Source organism: Oceanobacillus sojae (genome assembly GCF_900162665.1).
Classification (GTDB): domain Bacteria; phylum Bacillota; class Bacilli; order Bacillales; family Amphibacillaceae; genus Oceanobacillus; species Oceanobacillus sojae_A.
In genome coordinates, this window is the sequence record NZ_LT727811.1 from 578,819 (window position 1) to 597,880 (window position 19,062).

Genomic DNA, 19,062 nt, shown 5'->3' on the forward strand with positions numbered 1-19,062 from the left:
CTTTATGCTGAAAAAATCATTTACTTATGGTATGGTTCTCCCCGATTAATCCGAAAACTCCGATAAACCTGCTCCAACAACACCAGCCGCATCAACTGATGAGGAAACGTCATCTTAGAAAACGACAAAGCCAAATCACTCCGCTTCCGCACGTCCTCACTAATCCCAAGCGAACCGCCAATCACAAATACAACCTTGCTCTTTCCGTAAGTCGCCAGTTCATCCAGCTTTTTGGCCAGCTGCTCCGAGCTCAGCATCTTTCCTTCAATCTCCAGCGTGATCACAAAAGCATCCGGATGAACCTGGGCAAGAATACGCTCGCCCTCCTTAAGCTTCACCTCTTCCATTTCCGCTTCACTCATCGTCTCAGGTGCTTTTTCATCAGCCACCTCAACAATATTCACTTTCGCATAAGCACCTAACCGCTTTTTATATTCATCAATACCTTGCTTCAAATATTTTTCCTTCAGCTTCCCTACAGTGACAAGGGTTATATTCATTCAAATCTTCCTTTTTGTTAAATTAATATTTATCGTCTTAATATCCTTCTATTTTACCATACCTAATGTTATCTTTAACAAGAAAAAAACTGATGAAGTAATGCACTTTTAGCATGCTTTATTTCATCAGTTTTTTTGATTGCCAGCCATATTTTTTATTTAAAATGCACAGACAGCCTGCTTTCCGTCACACATTAGTGCGTTAAAGACACAGTTAAGCAAAATTTAAAACGTTAGTACAACTTTTGTCACCTTCATTGGCTCTGTTTCGATAAAGTGGATGGCTTCATGAATTCCTTCAAATGGAAAGATATGTGAAATAAAGTTCTTTCCATTAATTTTACCTTTTTCAAACCAATCAATAACTTCTGGGAATTTATTGCAATGCAACCTCGAACCACTAATATCTAACTCATCCTTCGTGATAAGCAATTGTGGAATACTTGATGGTTTATCGGTAAACCCTAACACTACAATTCGGCCGCCTTTCCCAACAACCTGAATGGCCTGTTCAAAGGATTCTTTATTTCCAACTGCATCTATGACTACATCGACTCCAAGAAATTTAGTAAAGTTATTAAGAGCTTCTGTTACATTTGTATTTTTCGGATTAATAGTATAATCAGCACGAAGCTCTTTTGCAATTTCCAATCTTTCATCTATGATATCTGACACAATACAGACAGCACCCTTCGTTTTAGCAACCTGCAAGGCGCATAACCCTGCAGGGCCGGAGCCCATTATAAAAACATAGTCTCCTTTTTCAACTTTACCGCGTGAATTCACTTGAGCGGCAACTGTAAATGGTTCAATCATGACTGCTTCTTCATAAGATATCGTATCTGGAATTTTAAAGATACTTTTTTCTGGAGCTGCCGTATACTCTCTGTATCCACCATCCTCATGAACGCCTCTGACCTTTAAATTCACGCATAAATTCGGTCTTCCTTTATTACAATATTTACACTCGCCACAATTTATAATAGGGTCAATGACAACTCTGTCATTCACTTTAAATTGCTCCACTTTTTCACCAATTTCCACTACTTCACCAGCGATTTCATGCCCTATAATTCTTGGATAAGTTGCAACAGGTGAAGTTCCATGGTAAATATGAAGATCAGATCCACAAATCCCTGCAGCCTTCACTTTGATTTTTACATCATCCGGATTTAATATTCCAGGCTCTTCAACTTCCTTTATTTCGAGTATCCCAGGGTTTGTTACATAAATTGCCTTCATCTTTCAGCTCCCCCTTTCAATTACTTTTGCGGCATGTTCAAGGAAAATATCCTCTTTTTCATAATCGCTTTTAGAACATTATTTGGCCAGGGATAGAACCTCTTTCCAAATCTCTTCATCAACCGGTATTCCATGCTCCATGTTATCTTGACGATTTTTTGCGGAATTTTCACCAGGATAATACACTTCACCATTCTCCTTCTCCGGCTCTGAAGTTTTTATATATTCCACAATTCCATCCACAACTTTTTCTGAATGTTCTTCTCCATTAATTTGGGCAGGATCCATGGCAATAAATACTTGTGAACAGCCTCCGCAGCTGCCTGCTTGTTCTTTGTCAATTTCATTTGTAGACAGGCCGCCCGACATAGTTGCTGCGACAGCATCCAGCAAAATAGAAAAACCAGAACCCTTCCAATAGCCGGTTGGTAATACCCTCATTGTTTTTTCGATTGGCCCTGGTTCACTAGTCAGATTGCCGTTTTCGTCAAATCCTCCTGGATAGGGTAATAATTCATTTTTTAATCTTGTTGTTTGTAATTTCCCGTAAGAATATTGAGACATGGCCATATCCAGAATCACAGGCCCTTTTTTTCTCGGTACAGCCATTACAAATGGATTATTACCTATTCTTGTATTTTTTCCTCCCCATGCCGGCATTACAGATTCCGTATTCGTCCAACAAATACCGATAAATCCTTTTTCGACAGCTTTTAACCCATATGTACCTCCACGCATCCAATGAGTTGTATTTTGCAAAGTAACAATCCCAACACCATAGTTCTTAGCGATTTCCATTGCTCTATCCATTGCTGATATCGCATTTAATATTCCTGGGCCCCTGTTTCCGTTGTATACTTCAATTGCTCCCAAAGATTTAATTAAAGAAGGCTCCGCATTAACATCTACCAAGCCTTGTTTTACATAATCCACAAAACGTGCAACCCGGTTAAGGCCGTGAGAGAATACGCCGTCACAGCTTGTTTCAGTATGAACCTGAGCACACATATCAGCCTTTTCCTCACTCATTCCCGCTGATACAAATGCCTGTTTTACTTCTCTTTTCATCGTTTCAAAGGGTATCCTTGTCATTTTTTTACTCCTTTTTTGTTTTTTTAAGACAAAACGGTTGTTACCTTCTCATCCTTAATTTCATCACTTTCATTTCCTGAACAAATATCGGCCTTTTACTGGATAAGCCCAAAACTAGAATAGACTTATTGCCTTTTCATCAATTAAATTGCTTCCTGCTTGGATGAACAAACCTTTGTTATCTACGGAAATTTCTACACACCCGAATACGCCATAAACCCGCCATCAACTGGTACAGTGATACCAGTAACAAATCCTGACATTTCTTTATCTGCGAGCCATAACATTGTACCTAACAAATCCTCAGGTGTTCCGAACCTTCTCATTGGTGTATGACTGATAATTTTATTTGATCTTTCTGTTAAGGAACCGTCTTCTTCTGTTAATAGATTCTTATTTTGCTCCGTTAAAAAGAACCCTGGTGCAATTGCATTTATACGTATTCCTGATTCGGCAAAATGGACGGATAACCACTTAGTAAGATTTTCTATACCAGCTTTTGCAGCGCTGTAAGCAGGTACTTTTGTCATTGGGGAGGGTGCACTCATGGAAGATATGTTAATGACGACTGCCCCTTCCCGCTTAACCATATCCCTGGTGAAAATTTGAGTAGGTATAAGCGTCCCTAGAATATTCAAGTCGAAAACAAACCCGAAGCCTTCTTTAGTTAAATCAAAAAAGGTTTTCGTTTCTTTGTCTTCAAGATCTGCCAATTGGAATTTTTCTTTTGATGTAATCCCATCAGGATGATTGCCTCCAGCACCATTGATTAGAATGTCGCAAACCCCGAGTTTTTCATTTATTAATGTCCTTGCCTCGTTAACATCCTCCTGATTCAGGACATCACAAGCGACAGCCAATGCTTCTCCACCCATATTGGTAATATCTTCTTCAACTATTTTTCCTTTTTCTATATTTCTATTTAATATAGCTACTTTAACGCCTTGTCTGCCTAATTCTCTGGCCATCGCTCCACATAGTACTCCGCTTCCGCCTGTGATAACAGCTGTTTTCCCTTTTAAATTCTCATTTAGTGTCAGCATTTCATATGCACCTCACTTATCGTTGTAACGAATCCCAAATCCCCCACAAATACATAATCCCAAGTGCCCGGTCATACAGGCCGTAGCCTGGTCGGCATTTCTCGCCCCATATATGTCTGCCATGATCTGGTCGAGCATAACCAGTAAAACCAATATCATGGTAAGCCTTTACAATTTCAAACATATCAATAGAACCATCCTGTGTTCTGTGAGAGGTTTCTATGAAATCTCCATTCTCCATTCGCCGCACGTTTCGAATGTGTGCAAAATGAATTTTGTTTCCAAATTCTCTTATCATTTCTGGTAAATTATTAAGAGAATTAGCTCCTAAAGAACCTGTACAGAAAGTTAAACCATTAGAAGGGCTATCGACCAGCTTTAAAAGTTTTTTTATATTTTCCTTCCTCGTTATAATCCTCGGCAAACCGAAAATAGACCAAGGTGGATCATCTGGATGGATGGCCATTTTAATATCATGTTCCTCAGCTACCGGAATAATCTCTTCCAGGAAGTACTTAAGGTTTTCCCACAGCTTTTCTTCTGTTACACTCTTATAGGATTCAAATAAATCAAATAATCTATCCAAACGTTCCGGTTCCCATCCTGGTAATGTAAACTCTTTCGTTTTTAAAAATTCCTCCACTAAGTCTGATGGATTCATATTTTCAAGCTTAGCTTTCTCATAGAACATTGCTGTGGAACCATCTTCCAGCTCCTTAAACAGGTCCGTTCGGATCCAATCAAACACAGGCATGAAATTATAACAAATGACCTTCACACCTACTTTTGCTAAGTTTTTAATCGTTTCCTTATAATTCGCAATATACATATCCCGAGAATTTGTTCCCAATTTGATAGCCTCGTGAACATTTACACTCTCCACAACATCTATATTAAGATCGAATTGTTCAGCCTGTTTTTTTACTTCAAGAATTTTCTCTATTGGCCACTTCTCTCCAGGTTCTACATCATGAAGAGCCCATACAACGCCTTTTACCCCTGGAATTTGTTTTATATGAGAAAGAGGAATATGGTCATTCCCCTCTCCAAACCATCTGAATACCATTTCCATGTTCATCACCACTAGTTTCTAAAAATTTAATTCTAAATAATTTTTTACATTAAAATAGCAGATATTTTTTACAATATTTCCTAATATCTCTATATCTTCAGGGTATTCACCCTTTTCAACCCATTCTCCAATAACGTTGCATAGAATTCTTCTGAAATATTCATGCCTTGTAAAGGATAGTAAGCTTCTGGAATCAGTCAGCATACCAACAAAATTTGATAGCATACCGCAATTGGCTAATACATTGATTTGGTCTACCATGCCATTTCGTTGATCATTAAACCACCAGGCTGTTCCAAATTGAATTTTACCAGATACTTCCCCCTGGAAATTACCGATCATAGATGCAATCATATAATTATCCCTTGGATTTAAATTATATATAATCGATTTTGGCAAAGAATTATCAGCATTCAGTGAATCTAATAGATGAGATAAGTCAGCAGCATAGGTAAAATCAGCAATTGAGTCAAACCCTGTATTGGATCCAATTTTTTCGAACATCCTTGTATTATTATTTCGTATTGCTCCAATATGTAATTGCATCGCCCAGCCATACTGACGATAAAGCTTACCAAGAGATTTTAACATTGCCGTTTTATATTGAATCTTTTCCTCATTATTAAGAGCCTTATTCGCTAATCCTTTTAAGAAAATGGCGTTGACTTCTTCTTCACTTGCTTCTAAATAGAAGTTTGAATCCAGTCCATGGTCTGAAAGTCTACAGCCTGCCTTATTAAAGTAATCTACTCTTGTTTCAATTGCTTTCACTAAATTTGAAAATGAATCTATTTGTATATTAGATAATTCTTCTAATTTTCCGATCCACTCATAAAAAGATGGACTTTCAACAGTCAACGCACCATCTGGACGAAAAGTAGGAAGAACCTTAACATTCAAATTGACATTTTCTTGTATTTTCTTGTGATACTTTAGGTCATCTAATGGATCGTCTGTAGTACATAAACTATCCACATTAAAGCTTTTGATTAGTTCTTGAGCAGTAAATGAAGAGGTACCTAATAACTCGTTGCAATGATTCCAGATTTCATCAGCCGTCACTGGATTAAGCGTTTTTTCTACATTAAAAACTCTTTTCAACTCCAGATGGGTCCAATGGTAAAGCGGATTTCCGAGCAGGTAGGGGACTGTTTCTGCCCATTTATTAAACTTCTCACGCTCTTCCCCGTCTCCAGTGACCCACTTTTCATCAACTCCATTACTCCGTAAAGCCCTCCATTTGTAGTGGTCTTCTTTTAACCAAATCTCTGTCAGATTTGAAAATGTTTTATTCTCAGCAATTTCCTTAGCAGAAAGATGGCAATGATAATCAATAATAGGCATATCCTTAGCAAAATTATGATACAACATCTTTGCCGTTTCAGTTTCTAATAAAAAATCTTTATCCATAAAAGCCTTCATGATAATGCTTCACTCCCTGATCAGTCCATTAATAATCCACCATTCATTTCCAATATTTCACCTATTATATAACTTGCTTCATCTGATGCTAAAAACAAGGCCCCTCCTGCTATTTCTTTTGCTGTGCCTTCTCTTCCAAGCGGTACTTGAGCAGCCATTTGCTTGCGCATTTCAGCTGTTGTAAATTTTTCATGAAAAGGAGTGGAAATAACCCCTGGCGCTATCCCATTAACCCGTATATTAGAGTCAACCAGTTCTTTCGCAAGCCCTCTCGTTAATGTACTAACAGCTCCTTTTGCTGCTGCATAAGCTACAGCTCCCCCGCCACCGCCATTTCGAGCAGCGATGGATGTCATATTAATAATCGAGCCTTTCTTTTGTTTTTTCATGAAAGGGAGCACTGATTGTGTTACATGTAAAACAGATGTTAAGTTAAGATTGATAATTTTTGTCCACGTCTCTAAGTCTAAATCTTCTATCTTTGAACGCTTCACCATAGCTCCGGCATTATTCACTAAAACATCTATTTGCTTATATTTATGAATAATCTCAGCAGTCATCCGATCTACTTCACTTCTATTTGTGACATCACCTAACACAAGAAGCGCACTCGCTCCTCTGTCTCGAACCTCTTTTAATGTTATTTCAGCTTCCTTCACACTCGAATTCCCATGAACTATAACATTTGCTCCATTCTCAGCAAACGCTAAAGCAATTTCTCTCCCAATTCCTGTACTGCTTCCAGTAACCCAAACAACTTTCTCTTTAAAAGAAAACATATATACCTCCAAGTAATTTTAAATATTTAATAGAAATCTATTATGAAGAAATCACATAAACATATTTGGTAAAAACATAACTAGTCCCGGGAAAAATGTTAATATCGCAATTAACACAAGGACACCGATTATAAAAGGAATGGATTCTTTCACATAATCCTCAATAGGAACATTCATTAATGAGGTTGTAGTGTACATTGTGACACCTACTGGCGGGGTCATTCCTCCCATTGTCACAATAATCATCATCAAGATACCGAAATGTACTGGATCAATACCTATTTGCTTGATGACAGGCAAAAAGATTGGCGTCAATAATAATACTAATACTGTTGATTCTATTAACATACCGGCAAAAACTAAAAAGATTAATATGATTATTAATATCAGGGTCGGGTTACTTGTGACCCCAATTAATAGTTCTGTCGCGTTCTGAGGCAATCTTGTATATGTAATAAGAAAGCCTAAAATAGCAGAAGCTGAAATGATTATCAATATAGTAGCATTATCAATAACTGACTGTTCTATCGCTTTTATGAACCCTTTCCAATTCAATTCCTTATAAACAAAATATCCGATGACGAGAGCATAAACTACTGCAAATGCGCCGGCTTCTGATGCAGTAAACACTCCAAAACGAATTCCAACAATTAAAATAACAGGAAAAAGCAAAGCCCAAATACTATCTTTGAAGGAAATAAGCACTTCTTTAAAGGTTGCTCTTTTTATATCTATGTTTTGATCATATCCTCTTTTTTTCGCAATAAGATAAGAGACAACCATTAAGAAGACCATCATTAAGAATCCTGGAATAATACCTGCTAAGAACAGTTTACCTATGGAAACTTCACCTACGTAACCGTATAGAATAAGGCCTATACTTGGTGGAATAGTCGCTGTTATAAGAGAGCTGACAGCAATAATCCCTGCAGAGTAACCTCCAGAATATCCTCTTTCAATCATCTTATGTCCTAAAATTCTACTTTGCATGGCGGCATCTGCATTAGCAGACCCGGATACCCCTCCCATAATGGTGCTGAGGACAATGGAAACATGTGCTAAACTGCCTACAATATGTCCTGTCAATGCATTTGCAAAGCGAATCAGCCGATTAGTTATTCCAGAAGAGTTCATTAGATTACCAGCTAAAATAAAAAATGGAACGGCTAGTAATGGGAATGATTGTGTTCCAGTAACCATCCGCTGTATAACGATTTCAGTTGGCAAACCTGGTTCTAACAGAATAAAGCATAAACTTGCTATTCCAATTGCAAAGGCCACGGGCATGTTAAGGAGTAATAAAATCAAAAAAACAACCGCTACAATTAACATTTATCTCACTCCCCTGATCCGGCAATTTTTAAAATTTTTTCTTTTATCTTAATTAAAATGGTAATTATCATTAAAGCGCTCCCAACAGGAACCGATAGGGTTACTATGGAATAACTAATTGTAAGATTGTTGATTAATCGTAAAGAGTTTTCAATACTGAGCAAAATTCCAAAATAAAAAATAAAACCAAGAAATCCTAATACTAATAAATCCATGATAATTTCAACAAATGCGCTTAATTTACCCGGCAATTTTCTTGTGAAAAAATCAACACCGATGTGCTTGTTTTCTCTAAGTGCCCGATTTGCTCCTAAAAAGATAACCCATACAAATAGTAATTGGGCAAATTCAACAGACCATACGATGGGGTACCCCGCCCATCGCATGACTGCCGCAACGAATACAAATAAAACTACACCGATCATTAAGAGATTCGTAATGACATTTTCAGTTTTTACATATCCTTGAGCAATTTTTTTAATCATATGATCACTCACTATTTCCCTAGAATTTTATTAATTTCTTCACGAAGTTCCTCAAAACCATCAAATTCAGCGTAAACTGTTTCTGTTGCTTCCTTGAATGGTTCGATGTCCACTTCATTCACTTCAACACCAGCATCTATTAAATCCTGCTCGTATTCTGCTAGTGAATCTACGATATTTCCAGAAGCTTCTTCTGCAGCTTTCAAAGATTCTTCATATACAATTTCTTGGTATTCTTGAGGCAGGTTTTCCATCCAATTTGTTCCGGTAACAAGACCTGTCAAGAGTTGAAAATGGCTTGTTTTTGTAATGTGGCTAATGACTTCTTGCAGATTTGCCCCAAAAGTTGCTGAGTGGTGAGCCTCTGCAGCATCAATGACTCCCTGTTGCAACCCTGGATATACTTCAGACCATGCTAACCCTACCGGACTAGCTCCCATTGCTGACATTGACTCCAGAGATATTGGTGAACCCGCAGTTCTTAATTGAACCCCTTGAAGATCTTCCGGCTTTTCAATTTCCTTATTTGTAAGCAGGTGACGGTCTCCCTGATACCAATTAAATGATAAAACCTGTAAACCATGCTCTTGCGCCAGCTCCTCTTCCCAGCCTTTAAATAGATCAGACTGTACCAGCTCATTTGCTTCTTCATAACTATCAACAATGTATGGCGCTCCTAATATTCCAATTTCCGGAACCATCTCTGCTAGTCTTCCTCCGTCAGTTAATACAGCAACATTTGCTCCACCTTTTGCCTGCTCCAAAACATCCTTATCTTCACCTAATGATCCGTTTCCAAAAATCTCAAAAACGACTTCACCATTTGTTCTTTCTTCAACTCGCTCTTTTAATGTAACTAACCCCTGATAAATCGGGTCAGATTCAGCCAGAGCTGTTGCTACCTTCAATGTGTAAACTTCCCCTTCTTCCCCATCACCGGCAGCGCTTCCATTTCCACTGCCGCAAGCAGCTAGTAATAACATGGCAAAAATCAGTACGCTTGAAAAAAATACCCCTTTAAATTTCATGAGACTCCTCCTCATTTTTTGATTTTTTACTAAACGTAAATTAGGTAACATTCATTTTTATATAAAGCGCTTACAAATAATATTAAAAAATTTTCTATGGCAGAAAATTTATTTAAAATATCTCTTATACTCTTTCTTTAAGGACTCTTTTTCAAATAGCATTTTCCTTAGATGCTCTCCCATTACTCTGTCTGCTTTCTCCTCATCTTTTTCTTTGATTGCATGAATAATCTCCTCATGCTGCGATAGGATTAATTCCCAATTATAGTTAGCGGCTAAACTTAATAGTCTAAATCTATTTAGATGAGAATTCATCTGCTGAATAGTTTTCCATATAAGTTCTTTTCCAGATCCCGATGCAATAGTGTAATGAAATTGTTCATCTAATTCAAATAGCCTTGAATAATTTTTCTCCTCTACACTGATTTTCTGCATGCCCAGATTATTTTCCAGTAATAAAAGACTTTCTCTATCAAAACTTTTACAAGCTTCTTTCACAGATGCTCTTTCAAGAACTTCTCTTATATAACGTGCATCCTCTACATGATTTAAATCAATAAGTGCTACATAAGTACCTCTTTGAGGGTAAATTTCAAGTAATTCTTCCTGCGCTAATTTCATAAACGCTTCCCTTACAGGAGTTCTACTTACTTGAATCATCTCAGAAATTTCTTTCTCAGAGATATTTGTACCTGGTTCTAGTTTTAATGAAATAATATTTTCTTTAAGAACCTCGTAAACATAATCCCTTGTTGAATAGTTTTGCTGTTTCTTTTTTGAATCCATTATTAACATTGGTTTTAATCCCCCCTTTTCTAAATACCATACTACCATACTAGTGTGGTTGCATGCTAGTTATTTTTTAAAAATTTTTTACTTTTCCTATTTTTACAGTCTTTTTAATAGAGTTCTTTCCTGCTAAAGTAGAGCGTTTAACTTTCAATAAGAATCATGAAAACTTCCTCTAATTCGGTATAATTGATTTGCCCAGACTCATGTCCAATCATTATCAAGATAGAGTTTTATCATATTTTCAATAAAAAAATCGAACTCTCTAGCATTTATACAAAATGCAGGAAAGTTCGATTTATCATTTTCTTTTTTTATCCTTTATTCAATCAGCCCACACATCTTCATTCCTTCCGCAATCCCGTCATCATCATGCGATTTCGTAATATATGTTGCGGCTTCCTTAATTTCTTCTACAGAGTTTTCCATTGCTACCGATGTTTTCACAAACTGAAACATTTCTAAGTCATTCAACCCGTCGCCGAAAGCATATGTATTCTCTTTGGAAAATCCAGTGGCTTCTAAGAATTCCTTTATGCCTGTTGCTTTGGAGATGCCTTTTGGAAAAACATCACAGTTATAAGGTGAGTTACGGACAAATTGGAGCTCTGGGAATTTTTCCTGATACTCTTCTTCACCCTCTTCAATGAATATTTCGACCTGATAGACCGGTTTATTCATATAGATGTCATCATCGACAACCGGGATCTCTCTGTCGCAATACTCACAGTCCTTTTTTAACAGCTCGGATTTATCATTTGTTGTGTAGATCCGTTCAGCTGTGTGATAACAGATTGTTACGCCTCTTTGTTCTGTATACTCTTCCAGTTTCTTTAATTCAACAGGGTTTATCCGGTTACGGTAGATAACCTCTCCTTCATGTACAATGAACTGTCCATTCATTAATACAGCTGACTGAATCCCTGTTTCTGCCTGCAATTCCTTTGTTTCAAATACAGGTCTTCCTGTTGCGAGAACAGGTACTCCATTATTTTCGATTAATTTTCCGATCGCTTTTACGCTGCTTTCTGCTACTTTTTTTTCGCTTGTCAGTAATGTTCCGTCTAAATCAAAGAATACGATTGGTCTTTTTATCAATTTGCGACCTCCTCACATGTCCAGTTGGAGTAATGTACCCTTATTCTAAAAGATAACGGGAGGAAAAGCTAGGCTTTCTCTCTTTTTCCGAATTGTTTTCATTTCCAATTTTTCCTATGCTTGCAAGTTTCAAATTTTCCCTACCGTGGAATAGACTAACTAGGCAAAAAAAATGCAGTCTGAAGCCGTTTTACCGCTTCATTGATATAAGAACTAAAATGCTCATAAAAAGGAGATGTATTTTATGTTTGATGATCGTGCAGGAAAAATACTCGTTGAGTTGCTCTCAGACTGGGGTGTGGACCATATTTACGGAATGCATGGGGATTCGATTAATCATCTGATGGAAGAGCTGCGGAAAGCAGAGGATAAGATAAAATATATTCAGGTTCGTCATGAAGAAGCCGGGGCACTGGCTGCCTCTGCTTATGCAAAATTGACCGGCAAGCTTGGTGTTTGTTTATCAATCGCTGGACCTGGAGCAATTCATTTATTAAATGGCTTGTATGATGCGAAAAAGGATCACGCTCCTGTTCTAGTACTTGCCGGACAGGTCCCGACCGATCAGATTGGAACGGACAGCTTTCAGGAAGTGAATATGGAACGCATTTTTGATGATGTCGCAGTCTACAACAAACAGGTTGTCTCAGAGGAGCAGCTCCCTTCTATGGTCAACCAGGCCATCCGCACGGCTTATGCGGAAAAAGGCGTGGCTGTGTTAACCCTGCCGGATGATATTTCTGCAGAGAAAATTAAAAATAAGGTGCAGAAAAATGCCGTGATATATGAAGCACCAGAGCTTGCACCGGACACTGCTGCAATGCAGGAAGCTGTGTCTGCAATAGAAAAGGCGAAGAAGCCGATTATTTTAGCGGGAACCGGAACGAAAAAGGCAAAGGAAGAGCTGGCGGCATTTTCCGATAAGATTGCAGCTCCTGTCGTTATTTCTCTTCCTGCTAAAGGGGTTATGGAGGATGAACATCCTAATTTCCTTGGCAACCTGGGGATGATTGGTACTAAGCCGGCTTATGAAGCGATGGAGGATACCGATTTACTGATATTGATCGGCACATCTTATCCATATACAGAATTTTTACCAGAGGATGTCACCTGTATTCAAATCGACAGTAATCCGCTTCAAATTGGTAAAAGATATCCTGTTGATATCGGTATAGCCGGTGATGCGAAAAAAACGCTCACCTGGTTCAATGAACAGCTGCATCAGACGGAGAAACGTGATTTCTTAGAAAAGTATCAGGAGAAAATGGCAGACTGGTGGGAAGAGATGAGGGGTGATGAAGAACAGACCTCCACACCTATTAAGCCGCAGCAGGTCATTCATGAAGTACAGAAAATTACAGCGGATGATGCTATCCTGTCTGTTGATGTCGGCAATGTAACTGTATGGGCAGCACGTCACTTCCGTATGAAAAGAACGCAGGATTTCCTAATCTCCAGCTGGCTTGCTACTATGGGCTGCGGACTCCCTGGAGCGATTGCAGGGAAGCTGGCTTTCCCTGACAGGCAAGTAATCGGTCTCTGCGGTGATGGCGGCTTTACAATGAATATGCAGGATTTCCTGACTGCGGTGAAGTATAACCTGCCAATGATTATTGTCATTTTTAATAATGAACGGATCGGTATGATTAAATACGAGCAGGAGGCTGGGGGCAATTTGGATTATAAGACAGGCTTAGAAAGCTTTAACTTTGCCCGTTTTGCAGAAACCTGCGGCGGCAAAGGCTATCGCGTAGAGAAATTCGAGGAACTGAAGCCGTCTCTGGAGGCTGCTGCATCCTTTAACCAGCCGGCGATTATTGATGTCTGTATTGAGGATGAACCGCCGATTCCAGGCAAACTTTCTTATGATCAGGTAACCAGCTATTCCAAGCAGACGATTAAGAAGTTGTTTGAAAAAGGGAAACTGGAGCTTCCGCCGGTTCGTAAGGGGTTAAAGCGGATGTAAGGATTGTTCCTTTACTTCGAAAAAGAAGGCATGACCAATTGGTTATGCCTTCTTTTTCTACTGCCATCAACATGACACATACGCTTATAATCTTTCTATTGTTTCCATCATACTCATAAACGACCTTTTATCTGTTATCTGAATAAGTTTCTGCAGACTTTCCGGATGCTCAATTAACTTGCTGATCATTTCATAAAGCGGCTGCAGGTCTTCTATGCTGTTCTTCTTCACACTGAGCAGCAGCACAAATTGAACTGTCTTTTCTGCTGTCCATGAAATTGGCTCTGTTAAGGTGGCAATCGAAATAAAGGTCTGCTGCGACTGCGGTGTTAATGGATGCGGAATTGCCACCAGGTTGCCAAAGGCAGTGGGGGCAATTTTTTCTCTTTCATAAATGGATGCAAGAAATCGAGTTCTTTTTCTATCATCTGATTCTATTTTTCTGATCATAAATTCAAGAATATCTTCTTTGGCAGGGAATGATTGATTTAAAAATAAATAGTCCTCTTGTAAATAATTCTGAATGACGTTGGATGAGGTTCCGGCTATATAGGATGAAATATGCTGAAGATCCTCCTTGCTGATGATTGCATTCACTTCCACAATAGGAATACCTAAATCCTCATGAATCGGTATGGTCGTTATAATAAAATCAATATCTTCTAATGGATATGTGGATAAGCGATAATATTCTGTCGTTCCTGCGATATCCATTTTCCCATCAAATTTTGTCTTTAGCCGATAATAAATTAATTGCGACGTGCCCATTCCGGAAGCGCAGACAATCAGACAGCGCTTTGGCCCCTGCTTCAGCTTCTGTCTCTCCATTGCCGCTCCAATATGAAGCGCCAGATAGGCGATTTCATTTTCATCAATGGCGATCTCTGTATGTTTCTCAATAACAACTCCAGCATGTACTGCCGCCTGGAAAGCAAGCTGATAGTTTTTCTTAATGCTTTCCAGCATAGGGTTTCTAATATTCATCCCATATTTATACCGATTCATTGCCGGTTTCAAATGAAGTCCCAGGTTAATCATCAGCTCCCTGTCATGGCGGATATTTAAGTGCATCTCCAGCTCAATCCGGTTTAACATGGCAATAACTAGTTCATAAATTACCGGATCAAGAAGGCTTTCTATATCCTGGTTTTCTCCTGTATCAGCAGCTGTAAGTATCTTTGTCCCCAATAAATGCAATGCAATATAGGAGGTTTCCGTCGGAGGAAAGGTTACTCCTAACTCCTCCTCTATATCCTCGACAATTTTTTCTGCAACTCTGTATTCTTTTGTGCGATTTACCTCCTGCTTCGGATTAGCTTCATTATCGACCGGATGGCCGTTTTGAATACGCAGCACCGCAATAGCAATATGAATAAATAAATTCTGTATCGCTATATCTGAAAGGGTCATATCCTGCTCATCCAGACGCGCAATAATCGTATGCTTAATAAAGTCTGTCTGTTCCTTTGGCAGCCTGATAAAGCCGTCATACATATCGCCGCTAGAGTCACTTCCTCTTTGAATCAGGTATTCGGCCATACAAAACCGTATTTTAATCTCTTCCCCGATAATTCTAATCCCGTAATTCGGCTTCACATGAATATCCAGATAGAATTTAGATAGATGCTCTCTTACTAATTTCATATCGTTTTGAATGGTTGCTTTACTGATATACATCTCATCTGCTAAGTCTTCCAGCTTCCAGTAGTCCATGGTTACAAGTAATTTTTGAATAATATACCGTACACGCTGCTCTGGCGTATTTGGGATTTGTTCACGATTTTTATTTTCATGTAATGCTGAGGTTAAGAAGTTATGAAATAAATGCTCATCCTCGATATGCAAGTGATACCCACGGCCTTTTATTGATTGAATCGATGCTCCATGCGAAAGAAGCTGCTGATTCAATTTTTTTATATCTTCTTGTGTGGTACGCGGAGTTACTTGATTAATATTTGCTATAAATTTGCTTGTCAAAGCTTTCTTTGCCTGAATTAATTCCTTCAATATAGAACGAAGCCGCCTGTCCATCATGACACCCCTCGCGAAAGAGAAGACGTTTTAAAAACATCTTCTCCCTATCTTTGTAACGAATCTATCTACATTATACTTTTTTCTTCCATCTCGTAATTATTTTTCTTCGACAAAACCATTTTCTTCACTTATGCGCTTAAACCAATGGGCACTTTTCTTTGGCGTACGCTCCTTCGTTTCCAGATTAACAGAGAAGAAACCATAACGATTTTTATAGGCATTCGCCCAGGACCAGTTGTCCATTGTCGTCCATAGATGATAGCCTCTTGCATGACAGCCTTCTTCTATCGCCTTATGCAGCCATTTTAAATGATCTCTGATAAACGTAATCCGGTAATCATCCTGGATTTGTCCATCTACTATAAAGCGCTCTTCATTTTGCACACCCATCCCGTTTTCTGAAATAAACGAATCGATATTATGGTAGTTATCTTTTAAATTTATCATAATATCATAGATTCCCTTCTCGTAAATCTCCCAGCCGCGATATTCGTTCATCCGCCTTCCTGGCATTTCATAATTATCAAAGAACCAGTCCGGCATAAACGGTCCATGCGGATTTGGGAGATATTCCTTTGCCTTCACTCTTCTTGGCTGATAATAATTCACACCCAATAAATCAATCGTATTTTCTTTAATTAGGGCTGCGTCACCATCTTCTGTTTCAGGGAGATGGCTGTATTCATCCAGCAGTTGAATCAGATCCTTGGGATAATGCCCCAGAACAGACGGGTCTAAAAAGCTCCGGTTAAAGAATAGATCCGCAATATGGGCTGCCTTTTTATCCGCTGGATGTTCACTCCTTGGATAGGATGGGGTGAGATTAAGGATAATCCCGATTTTTCCGTCCTCTATATCAAGCTCTTTAAATACCTTCACTGCCTTCGCATGAGCAATAATTGTATGATAGGCTACCTGGAAGGCCCGTTTGGCATCGACAATATTCGGATAATGAAAATTATATAAATACCCGCCCTCCACAGGTACAATTGGTTCATTAAATGTAAACCACTTCTTGACACGATCCCCGAAAAGCTCAAAAGCTGTTTTGGCATATTGCTGATACATATCGGTGACGTCACGGTTTTCCCAGCCGCCTGTTTCCTGCAGTTCAACCGGCATATCAAAGTGAAACAGATTAACAAAGGGTTCAATCCCATGCTTAATCAGTTCATCAATGACCTGGTTGTAAAAAGAAACAGCTTCCTGATTCACTTCACCTGTACCGCCTGGAATCAGCCTGGACCAGGAAATGGATAAGCGAAAAGAGTTATGCCCGTATTCCTTCATTAATGCAATATCCTCCTGATACCGATGATAAAAATCAGAAGTATGCTCCGGACCCACTTGGTTATAAAACCGCTCCGGTTCTATCTCGTACCAGTAATCCCAGATGTTTTTTCCTCTTCCGTCTTCATCAGCCGCCCCTTCAATCTGTGTTGCAGAGGTAGCACTTCCCCACCAGAAATCTTTTGGAAATTGATATTGTTGCATTGTCATATAGAAAACCCTCCATTACTTCATTCGATATAGCTCAATGATTTCAACTGCCAAATCGCGTGTCGTCATTGCATTCATTAAATGATCCTGCGAATGTACAAGCAGCAGATTAATTTCCTGCTTATCCCCCTTCGCCTCATCTTGCAATAATGCAGTTTGATAGTGATGTGCATTCGTTAATTCGTCTCCTGCTGCTTGAAGCAGCTTGTCTGCTTCATCGAATTTTCCTTCTTTGGCAACCTGGATTGCTTCCATGGCATTCGATTTGCCATTACCGGCATAAAGGATAATTTGAAAGGCGGTTTCTGTCATTTTTGATTGATCCATATTTATCTCTCCTACCTGTACAAGATTGCTTCTTTGGTGTATATTTTCAATCAGCTTGCTTTGGTTTCTTCTCCTGATTTTTCTGTTTCATAATAGTTTTTATCGAGAATTTTCAGGAACGGCCACCAAATAATCATCACAACGAAGAGATTAAACGCCTGCAGTACAGCGCCCTGCCAAGCATTTCCTGTAGCAAGAAAACCGCTGAGTAATGGCGGTGTTGTCCACGGTACGATAATCCCCGCAGGTTTTGGTACGAGCCCCGTCGACATGCTTACATACGTTATGACAGTAACTACCACTGGTGCAATTAGCCATGGAATAAGCACTAACGGATTCATAATAATTGGAAGCCCGAAAATAATTGGTTCATTCACATTAAAAACGCCTGGCGGGCCGCCTAATTTCCCCATTTCTTTTAATTGTCTGCTTCGTCCGATAAGTATAATCAAAATAATGACCGCTAAAGTCATTCCCGACCCGCCCATGCCGACAAGAAAGGAATCGATAAATTGCTTGGTAATAATGTTAGGTAATTCTGCTCCAGCTTGAAAGGCAGATAAATTCTGTTCATTCAGGCTGTACCAGATAGGATCAAAAACAGAGTTTACGATAATTTGTCCATGCAATCCGAAGAACCAGAACACCTGGATAAGCAATACCGCAATAATCGTCGCCGGCAATCCGCTCCCTAATTGGGTCAACGGTTCCTGAACAACTGTGTAAATAAAGTTTTGGACGGTCTCAAACGGTGTAAAGCTCATCAGAATGCGTACAAGAAGAAAAACGGAAAGTGTGAACGCAATCGGCAGTAACGCACTAAATGACTTGGACACTGCTCCCGGTACCCCGGCGGGCATTTTTATCATCCAATTCTTTTGTACAAAAAAACGATATAATTCAGCAGAAATAAAAGCAGTAAATATCCCTAAGAACATCCCTTGAGCTCCCAATGCTGATGCAGGGATAACTCCGGCCACTCCCTCCAGCACCTGGGGAGTTAAGATAATAAATGCGGCAACCGCCACTACGCCGCCATAAATTGCTTCTCCTTTGTAATGCTCAATCAATTTATAGCCGATGCCTATAATGACAAACAGTCCCATGATACTTAACGTTGATGCGGAAGCAGGCCCCAGAGCCTCCTGATACCGTGCGAACGCATTCTCACTCATCACAGAATCCAGAAATGGGAAGTTGGCAATAACCACGAAGATCGAACCAAATATAATTAATGGCAATGCGACCATAAAGCCATCCCTTAACGCAGATAAATAACGATTATTATTTAATTTATCGGCAATTGGAAGCAGTATATTCTCAAGCAGCTGCATAAATTTACTATTTTCCATC

17 protein-coding genes are annotated in these 19,062 nt (G+C 39.0%); 1 reads left to right on the forward strand and 16 read right to left on the reverse strand.

Going from position 1 to position 19,062, the window contains the following annotated elements:
- Window positions 1-20: 20 nt before the first annotated feature.
- The 12 genes from rlmH to BN1068_RS10050 all read right to left on the reverse strand — a co-directional run bounded on the left by rlmH (window position 21) and on the right by BN1068_RS10050 (window position 11,882).
- Window positions 21-500, reverse strand: coding sequence for a 23S rRNA (pseudouridine(1915)-N(3))-methyltransferase RlmH (gene rlmH / locus BN1068_RS09995; protein ID WP_077602714.1), 480 nt, complete (start codon window positions 498-500; stop codon window positions 21-23).
- A gap of 225 nt (window positions 501-725) precedes the next feature.
- Window positions 726-1,742 (reverse strand): zinc-binding alcohol dehydrogenase family protein, encoded by a 1,017-nt coding sequence (locus tag BN1068_RS10000; protein WP_077602715.1) that lies wholly within the window; start codon window positions 1,740-1,742, stop codon window positions 726-728.
- 78 nt (window positions 1,743-1,820) lie between these two features.
- Window positions 1,821-2,834: a 3-dehydro-L-gulonate 2-dehydrogenase gene (gene yiaK, locus BN1068_RS10005; RefSeq protein ID WP_077602716.1), complete on the reverse strand. Its 1,014-nt coding sequence runs from the start codon at window positions 2,832-2,834 to the stop codon at window positions 1,821-1,823.
- Window positions 2,835-3,028: 194 nt separating this feature from the next.
- Window positions 3,029-3,877 carry an SDR family oxidoreductase gene (locus BN1068_RS10010; RefSeq protein ID WP_077602717.1) on the reverse strand — a complete coding sequence of 283 codons (849 nt, stop codon included), beginning with the start codon at window positions 3,875-3,877 and terminating at the stop codon, window positions 3,029-3,031.
- Window positions 3,878-3,893: 16 nt separating this feature from the next.
- On the reverse strand, window positions 3,894-4,949 hold the full coding sequence (gene uxuA, locus BN1068_RS10015) for a mannonate dehydratase (protein WP_077602718.1): 1,056 nt from the start codon (window positions 4,947-4,949) through the stop codon (window positions 3,894-3,896).
- Window positions 4,950-4,967: 18 nt separating this feature from the next.
- Window positions 4,968-6,371, reverse strand: a complete 1,404-nt coding sequence (gene uxaC / locus BN1068_RS10020) for a glucuronate isomerase (protein WP_077602719.1) — start codon at window positions 6,369-6,371, stop codon at window positions 4,968-4,970.
- Between the two features lie 20 nt (window positions 6,372-6,391).
- The gene (locus tag BN1068_RS10025; RefSeq protein ID WP_077602720.1) at window positions 6,392-7,150 is read right to left on the reverse strand and encodes an SDR family NAD(P)-dependent oxidoreductase; all 759 of its coding nucleotides are present in this window, start codon (window positions 7,148-7,150) and stop codon (window positions 6,392-6,394) included.
- Between the two features lie 51 nt (window positions 7,151-7,201).
- Window positions 7,202-8,482: a TRAP transporter large permease gene (locus BN1068_RS10030; RefSeq protein WP_077602721.1), complete on the reverse strand. Its 1,281-nt coding sequence runs from the start codon at window positions 8,480-8,482 to the stop codon at window positions 7,202-7,204.
- 5 nt (window positions 8,483-8,487) lie between these two features.
- Window positions 8,488-8,967 (reverse strand): TRAP transporter small permease, encoded by a 480-nt coding sequence (locus tag BN1068_RS10035; protein ID WP_077602722.1) that lies wholly within the window; start codon window positions 8,965-8,967, stop codon window positions 8,488-8,490.
- Between the two features lie 11 nt (window positions 8,968-8,978).
- Window positions 8,979-9,995: a C4-dicarboxylate TRAP transporter substrate-binding protein gene (locus BN1068_RS10040; RefSeq protein ID WP_077602723.1), complete on the reverse strand. Its 1,017-nt coding sequence runs from the start codon at window positions 9,993-9,995 to the stop codon at window positions 8,979-8,981.
- A gap of 108 nt (window positions 9,996-10,103) precedes the next feature.
- Window positions 10,104-10,790, reverse strand: a complete 687-nt coding sequence (locus BN1068_RS10045) for a GntR family transcriptional regulator (protein ID WP_077602724.1) — start codon at window positions 10,788-10,790, stop codon at window positions 10,104-10,106.
- 315 nt (window positions 10,791-11,105) lie between these two features.
- Complete coding sequence (locus tag BN1068_RS10050) at window positions 11,106-11,882, reverse strand: Cof-type HAD-IIB family hydrolase (RefSeq protein WP_077602725.1); 777 nt, start codon at window positions 11,880-11,882, stop codon at window positions 11,106-11,108.
- Between the two features lie 244 nt (window positions 11,883-12,126).
- Here BN1068_RS10050 and BN1068_RS10055 point away from each other — a divergent pair, with 244 nt between their 5' ends.
- Complete coding sequence (locus tag BN1068_RS10055) at window positions 12,127-13,848, forward strand: pyruvate oxidase (RefSeq protein WP_077602726.1); 1,722 nt, start codon at window positions 12,127-12,129, stop codon at window positions 13,846-13,848.
- A gap of 84 nt (window positions 13,849-13,932) precedes the next feature.
- On the opposite strand, the gene BN1068_RS10060 is transcribed toward BN1068_RS10055, so the two are convergent.
- From BN1068_RS10060 to celB, 4 genes are all read right to left on the reverse strand, one after another.
- Window positions 13,933-15,879 (reverse strand): BglG family transcription antiterminator, encoded by a 1,947-nt coding sequence (locus BN1068_RS10060; protein ID WP_077602727.1) that lies wholly within the window; start codon window positions 15,877-15,879, stop codon window positions 13,933-13,935.
- A 99-nt stretch (window positions 15,880-15,978) separates the two neighbouring features.
- Window positions 15,979-17,382, reverse strand: coding sequence for a glycoside hydrolase family 1 protein (locus tag BN1068_RS10065; RefSeq protein ID WP_077602728.1), 1,404 nt, complete (start codon window positions 17,380-17,382; stop codon window positions 15,979-15,981).
- A 15-nt stretch (window positions 17,383-17,397) separates the two neighbouring features.
- The gene (locus BN1068_RS10070) at window positions 17,398-17,709 is read right to left on the reverse strand and encodes a PTS sugar transporter subunit IIA (protein ID WP_077602729.1); all 312 of its coding nucleotides are present in this window, start codon (window positions 17,707-17,709) and stop codon (window positions 17,398-17,400) included.
- 50 nt (window positions 17,710-17,759) lie between these two features.
- Window positions 17,760-19,061 (reverse strand): PTS cellobiose transporter subunit IIC, encoded by a 1,302-nt coding sequence (gene celB / locus BN1068_RS10075; protein WP_077602730.1) that lies wholly within the window; start codon window positions 19,059-19,061, stop codon window positions 17,760-17,762.
- Window position 19,062 lies beyond the last annotated feature (1 nt).

What these genes read in the sequence shown, in the direction of transcription:
- rlmH (WP_077602714.1), bottom strand. Translation starts at nt 500, where the DNA reads ATGAATATAACCCTTGTCACTGTAGGGAAGCTGAAGGAAAAATATTTG.
- BN1068_RS10000 (WP_077602715.1), bottom strand. Translation starts at nt 1,742, where the DNA reads ATGAAGGCAATTTATGTAACAAACCCTGGGATACTCGAAATAAAGGAA.
- yiaK (WP_077602716.1), bottom strand. Translation starts at nt 2,834, where the DNA reads ATGACAAGGATACCCTTTGAAACGATGAAAAGAGAAGTAAAACAGGCA.
- BN1068_RS10010 (WP_077602717.1), bottom strand. Translation starts at nt 3,877, where the DNA reads ATGCTGACACTAAATGAGAATTTAAAAGGGAAAACAGCTGTTATCACA.
- uxuA (WP_077602718.1), bottom strand. Translation starts at nt 4,949, where the DNA reads ATGGAAATGGTATTCAGATGGTTTGGAGAGGGGAATGACCATATTCCT.
- uxaC (WP_077602719.1), bottom strand. Translation starts at nt 6,371, where the DNA reads ATGAAGGCTTTTATGGATAAAGATTTTTTATTAGAAACTGAAACGGCA.
- BN1068_RS10025 (WP_077602720.1), bottom strand. Translation starts at nt 7,150, where the DNA reads ATGTTTTCTTTTAAAGAGAAAGTTGTTTGGGTTACTGGAAGCAGTACA.
- BN1068_RS10030 (WP_077602721.1), bottom strand. Translation starts at nt 8,482, where the DNA reads ATGTTAATTGTAGCGGTTGTTTTTTTGATTTTATTACTCCTTAACATG.
- BN1068_RS10035 (WP_077602722.1), bottom strand. Translation starts at nt 8,967, where the DNA reads ATGATTAAAAAAATTGCTCAAGGATATGTAAAAACTGAAAATGTCATT.
- BN1068_RS10040 (WP_077602723.1), bottom strand. Translation starts at nt 9,995, where the DNA reads ATGAAATTTAAAGGGGTATTTTTTTCAAGCGTACTGATTTTTGCCATG.
- BN1068_RS10045 (WP_077602724.1), bottom strand. Translation starts at nt 10,790, where the DNA reads ATGTTAATAATGGATTCAAAAAAGAAACAGCAAAACTATTCAACAAGG.
- BN1068_RS10055 (WP_077602726.1), top strand. Translation starts at nt 12,127, where the DNA reads ATGTTTGATGATCGTGCAGGAAAAATACTCGTTGAGTTGCTCTCAGAC.
- BN1068_RS10060 (WP_077602727.1), bottom strand. Translation starts at nt 15,879, where the DNA reads ATGGACAGGCGGCTTCGTTCTATATTGAAGGAATTAATTCAGGCAAAG.
- BN1068_RS10065 (WP_077602728.1), bottom strand. Translation starts at nt 17,382, where the DNA reads ATGACAATGCAACAATATCAATTTCCAAAAGATTTCTGGTGGGGAAGT.
- BN1068_RS10070 (WP_077602729.1), bottom strand. Translation starts at nt 17,709, where the DNA reads ATGGATCAATCAAAAATGACAGAAACCGCCTTTCAAATTATCCTTTAT.
- celB (WP_077602730.1), bottom strand. Translation starts at nt 19,061, where the DNA reads ATGGAAAATAGTAAATTTATGCAGCTGCTTGAGAATATACTGCTTCCA.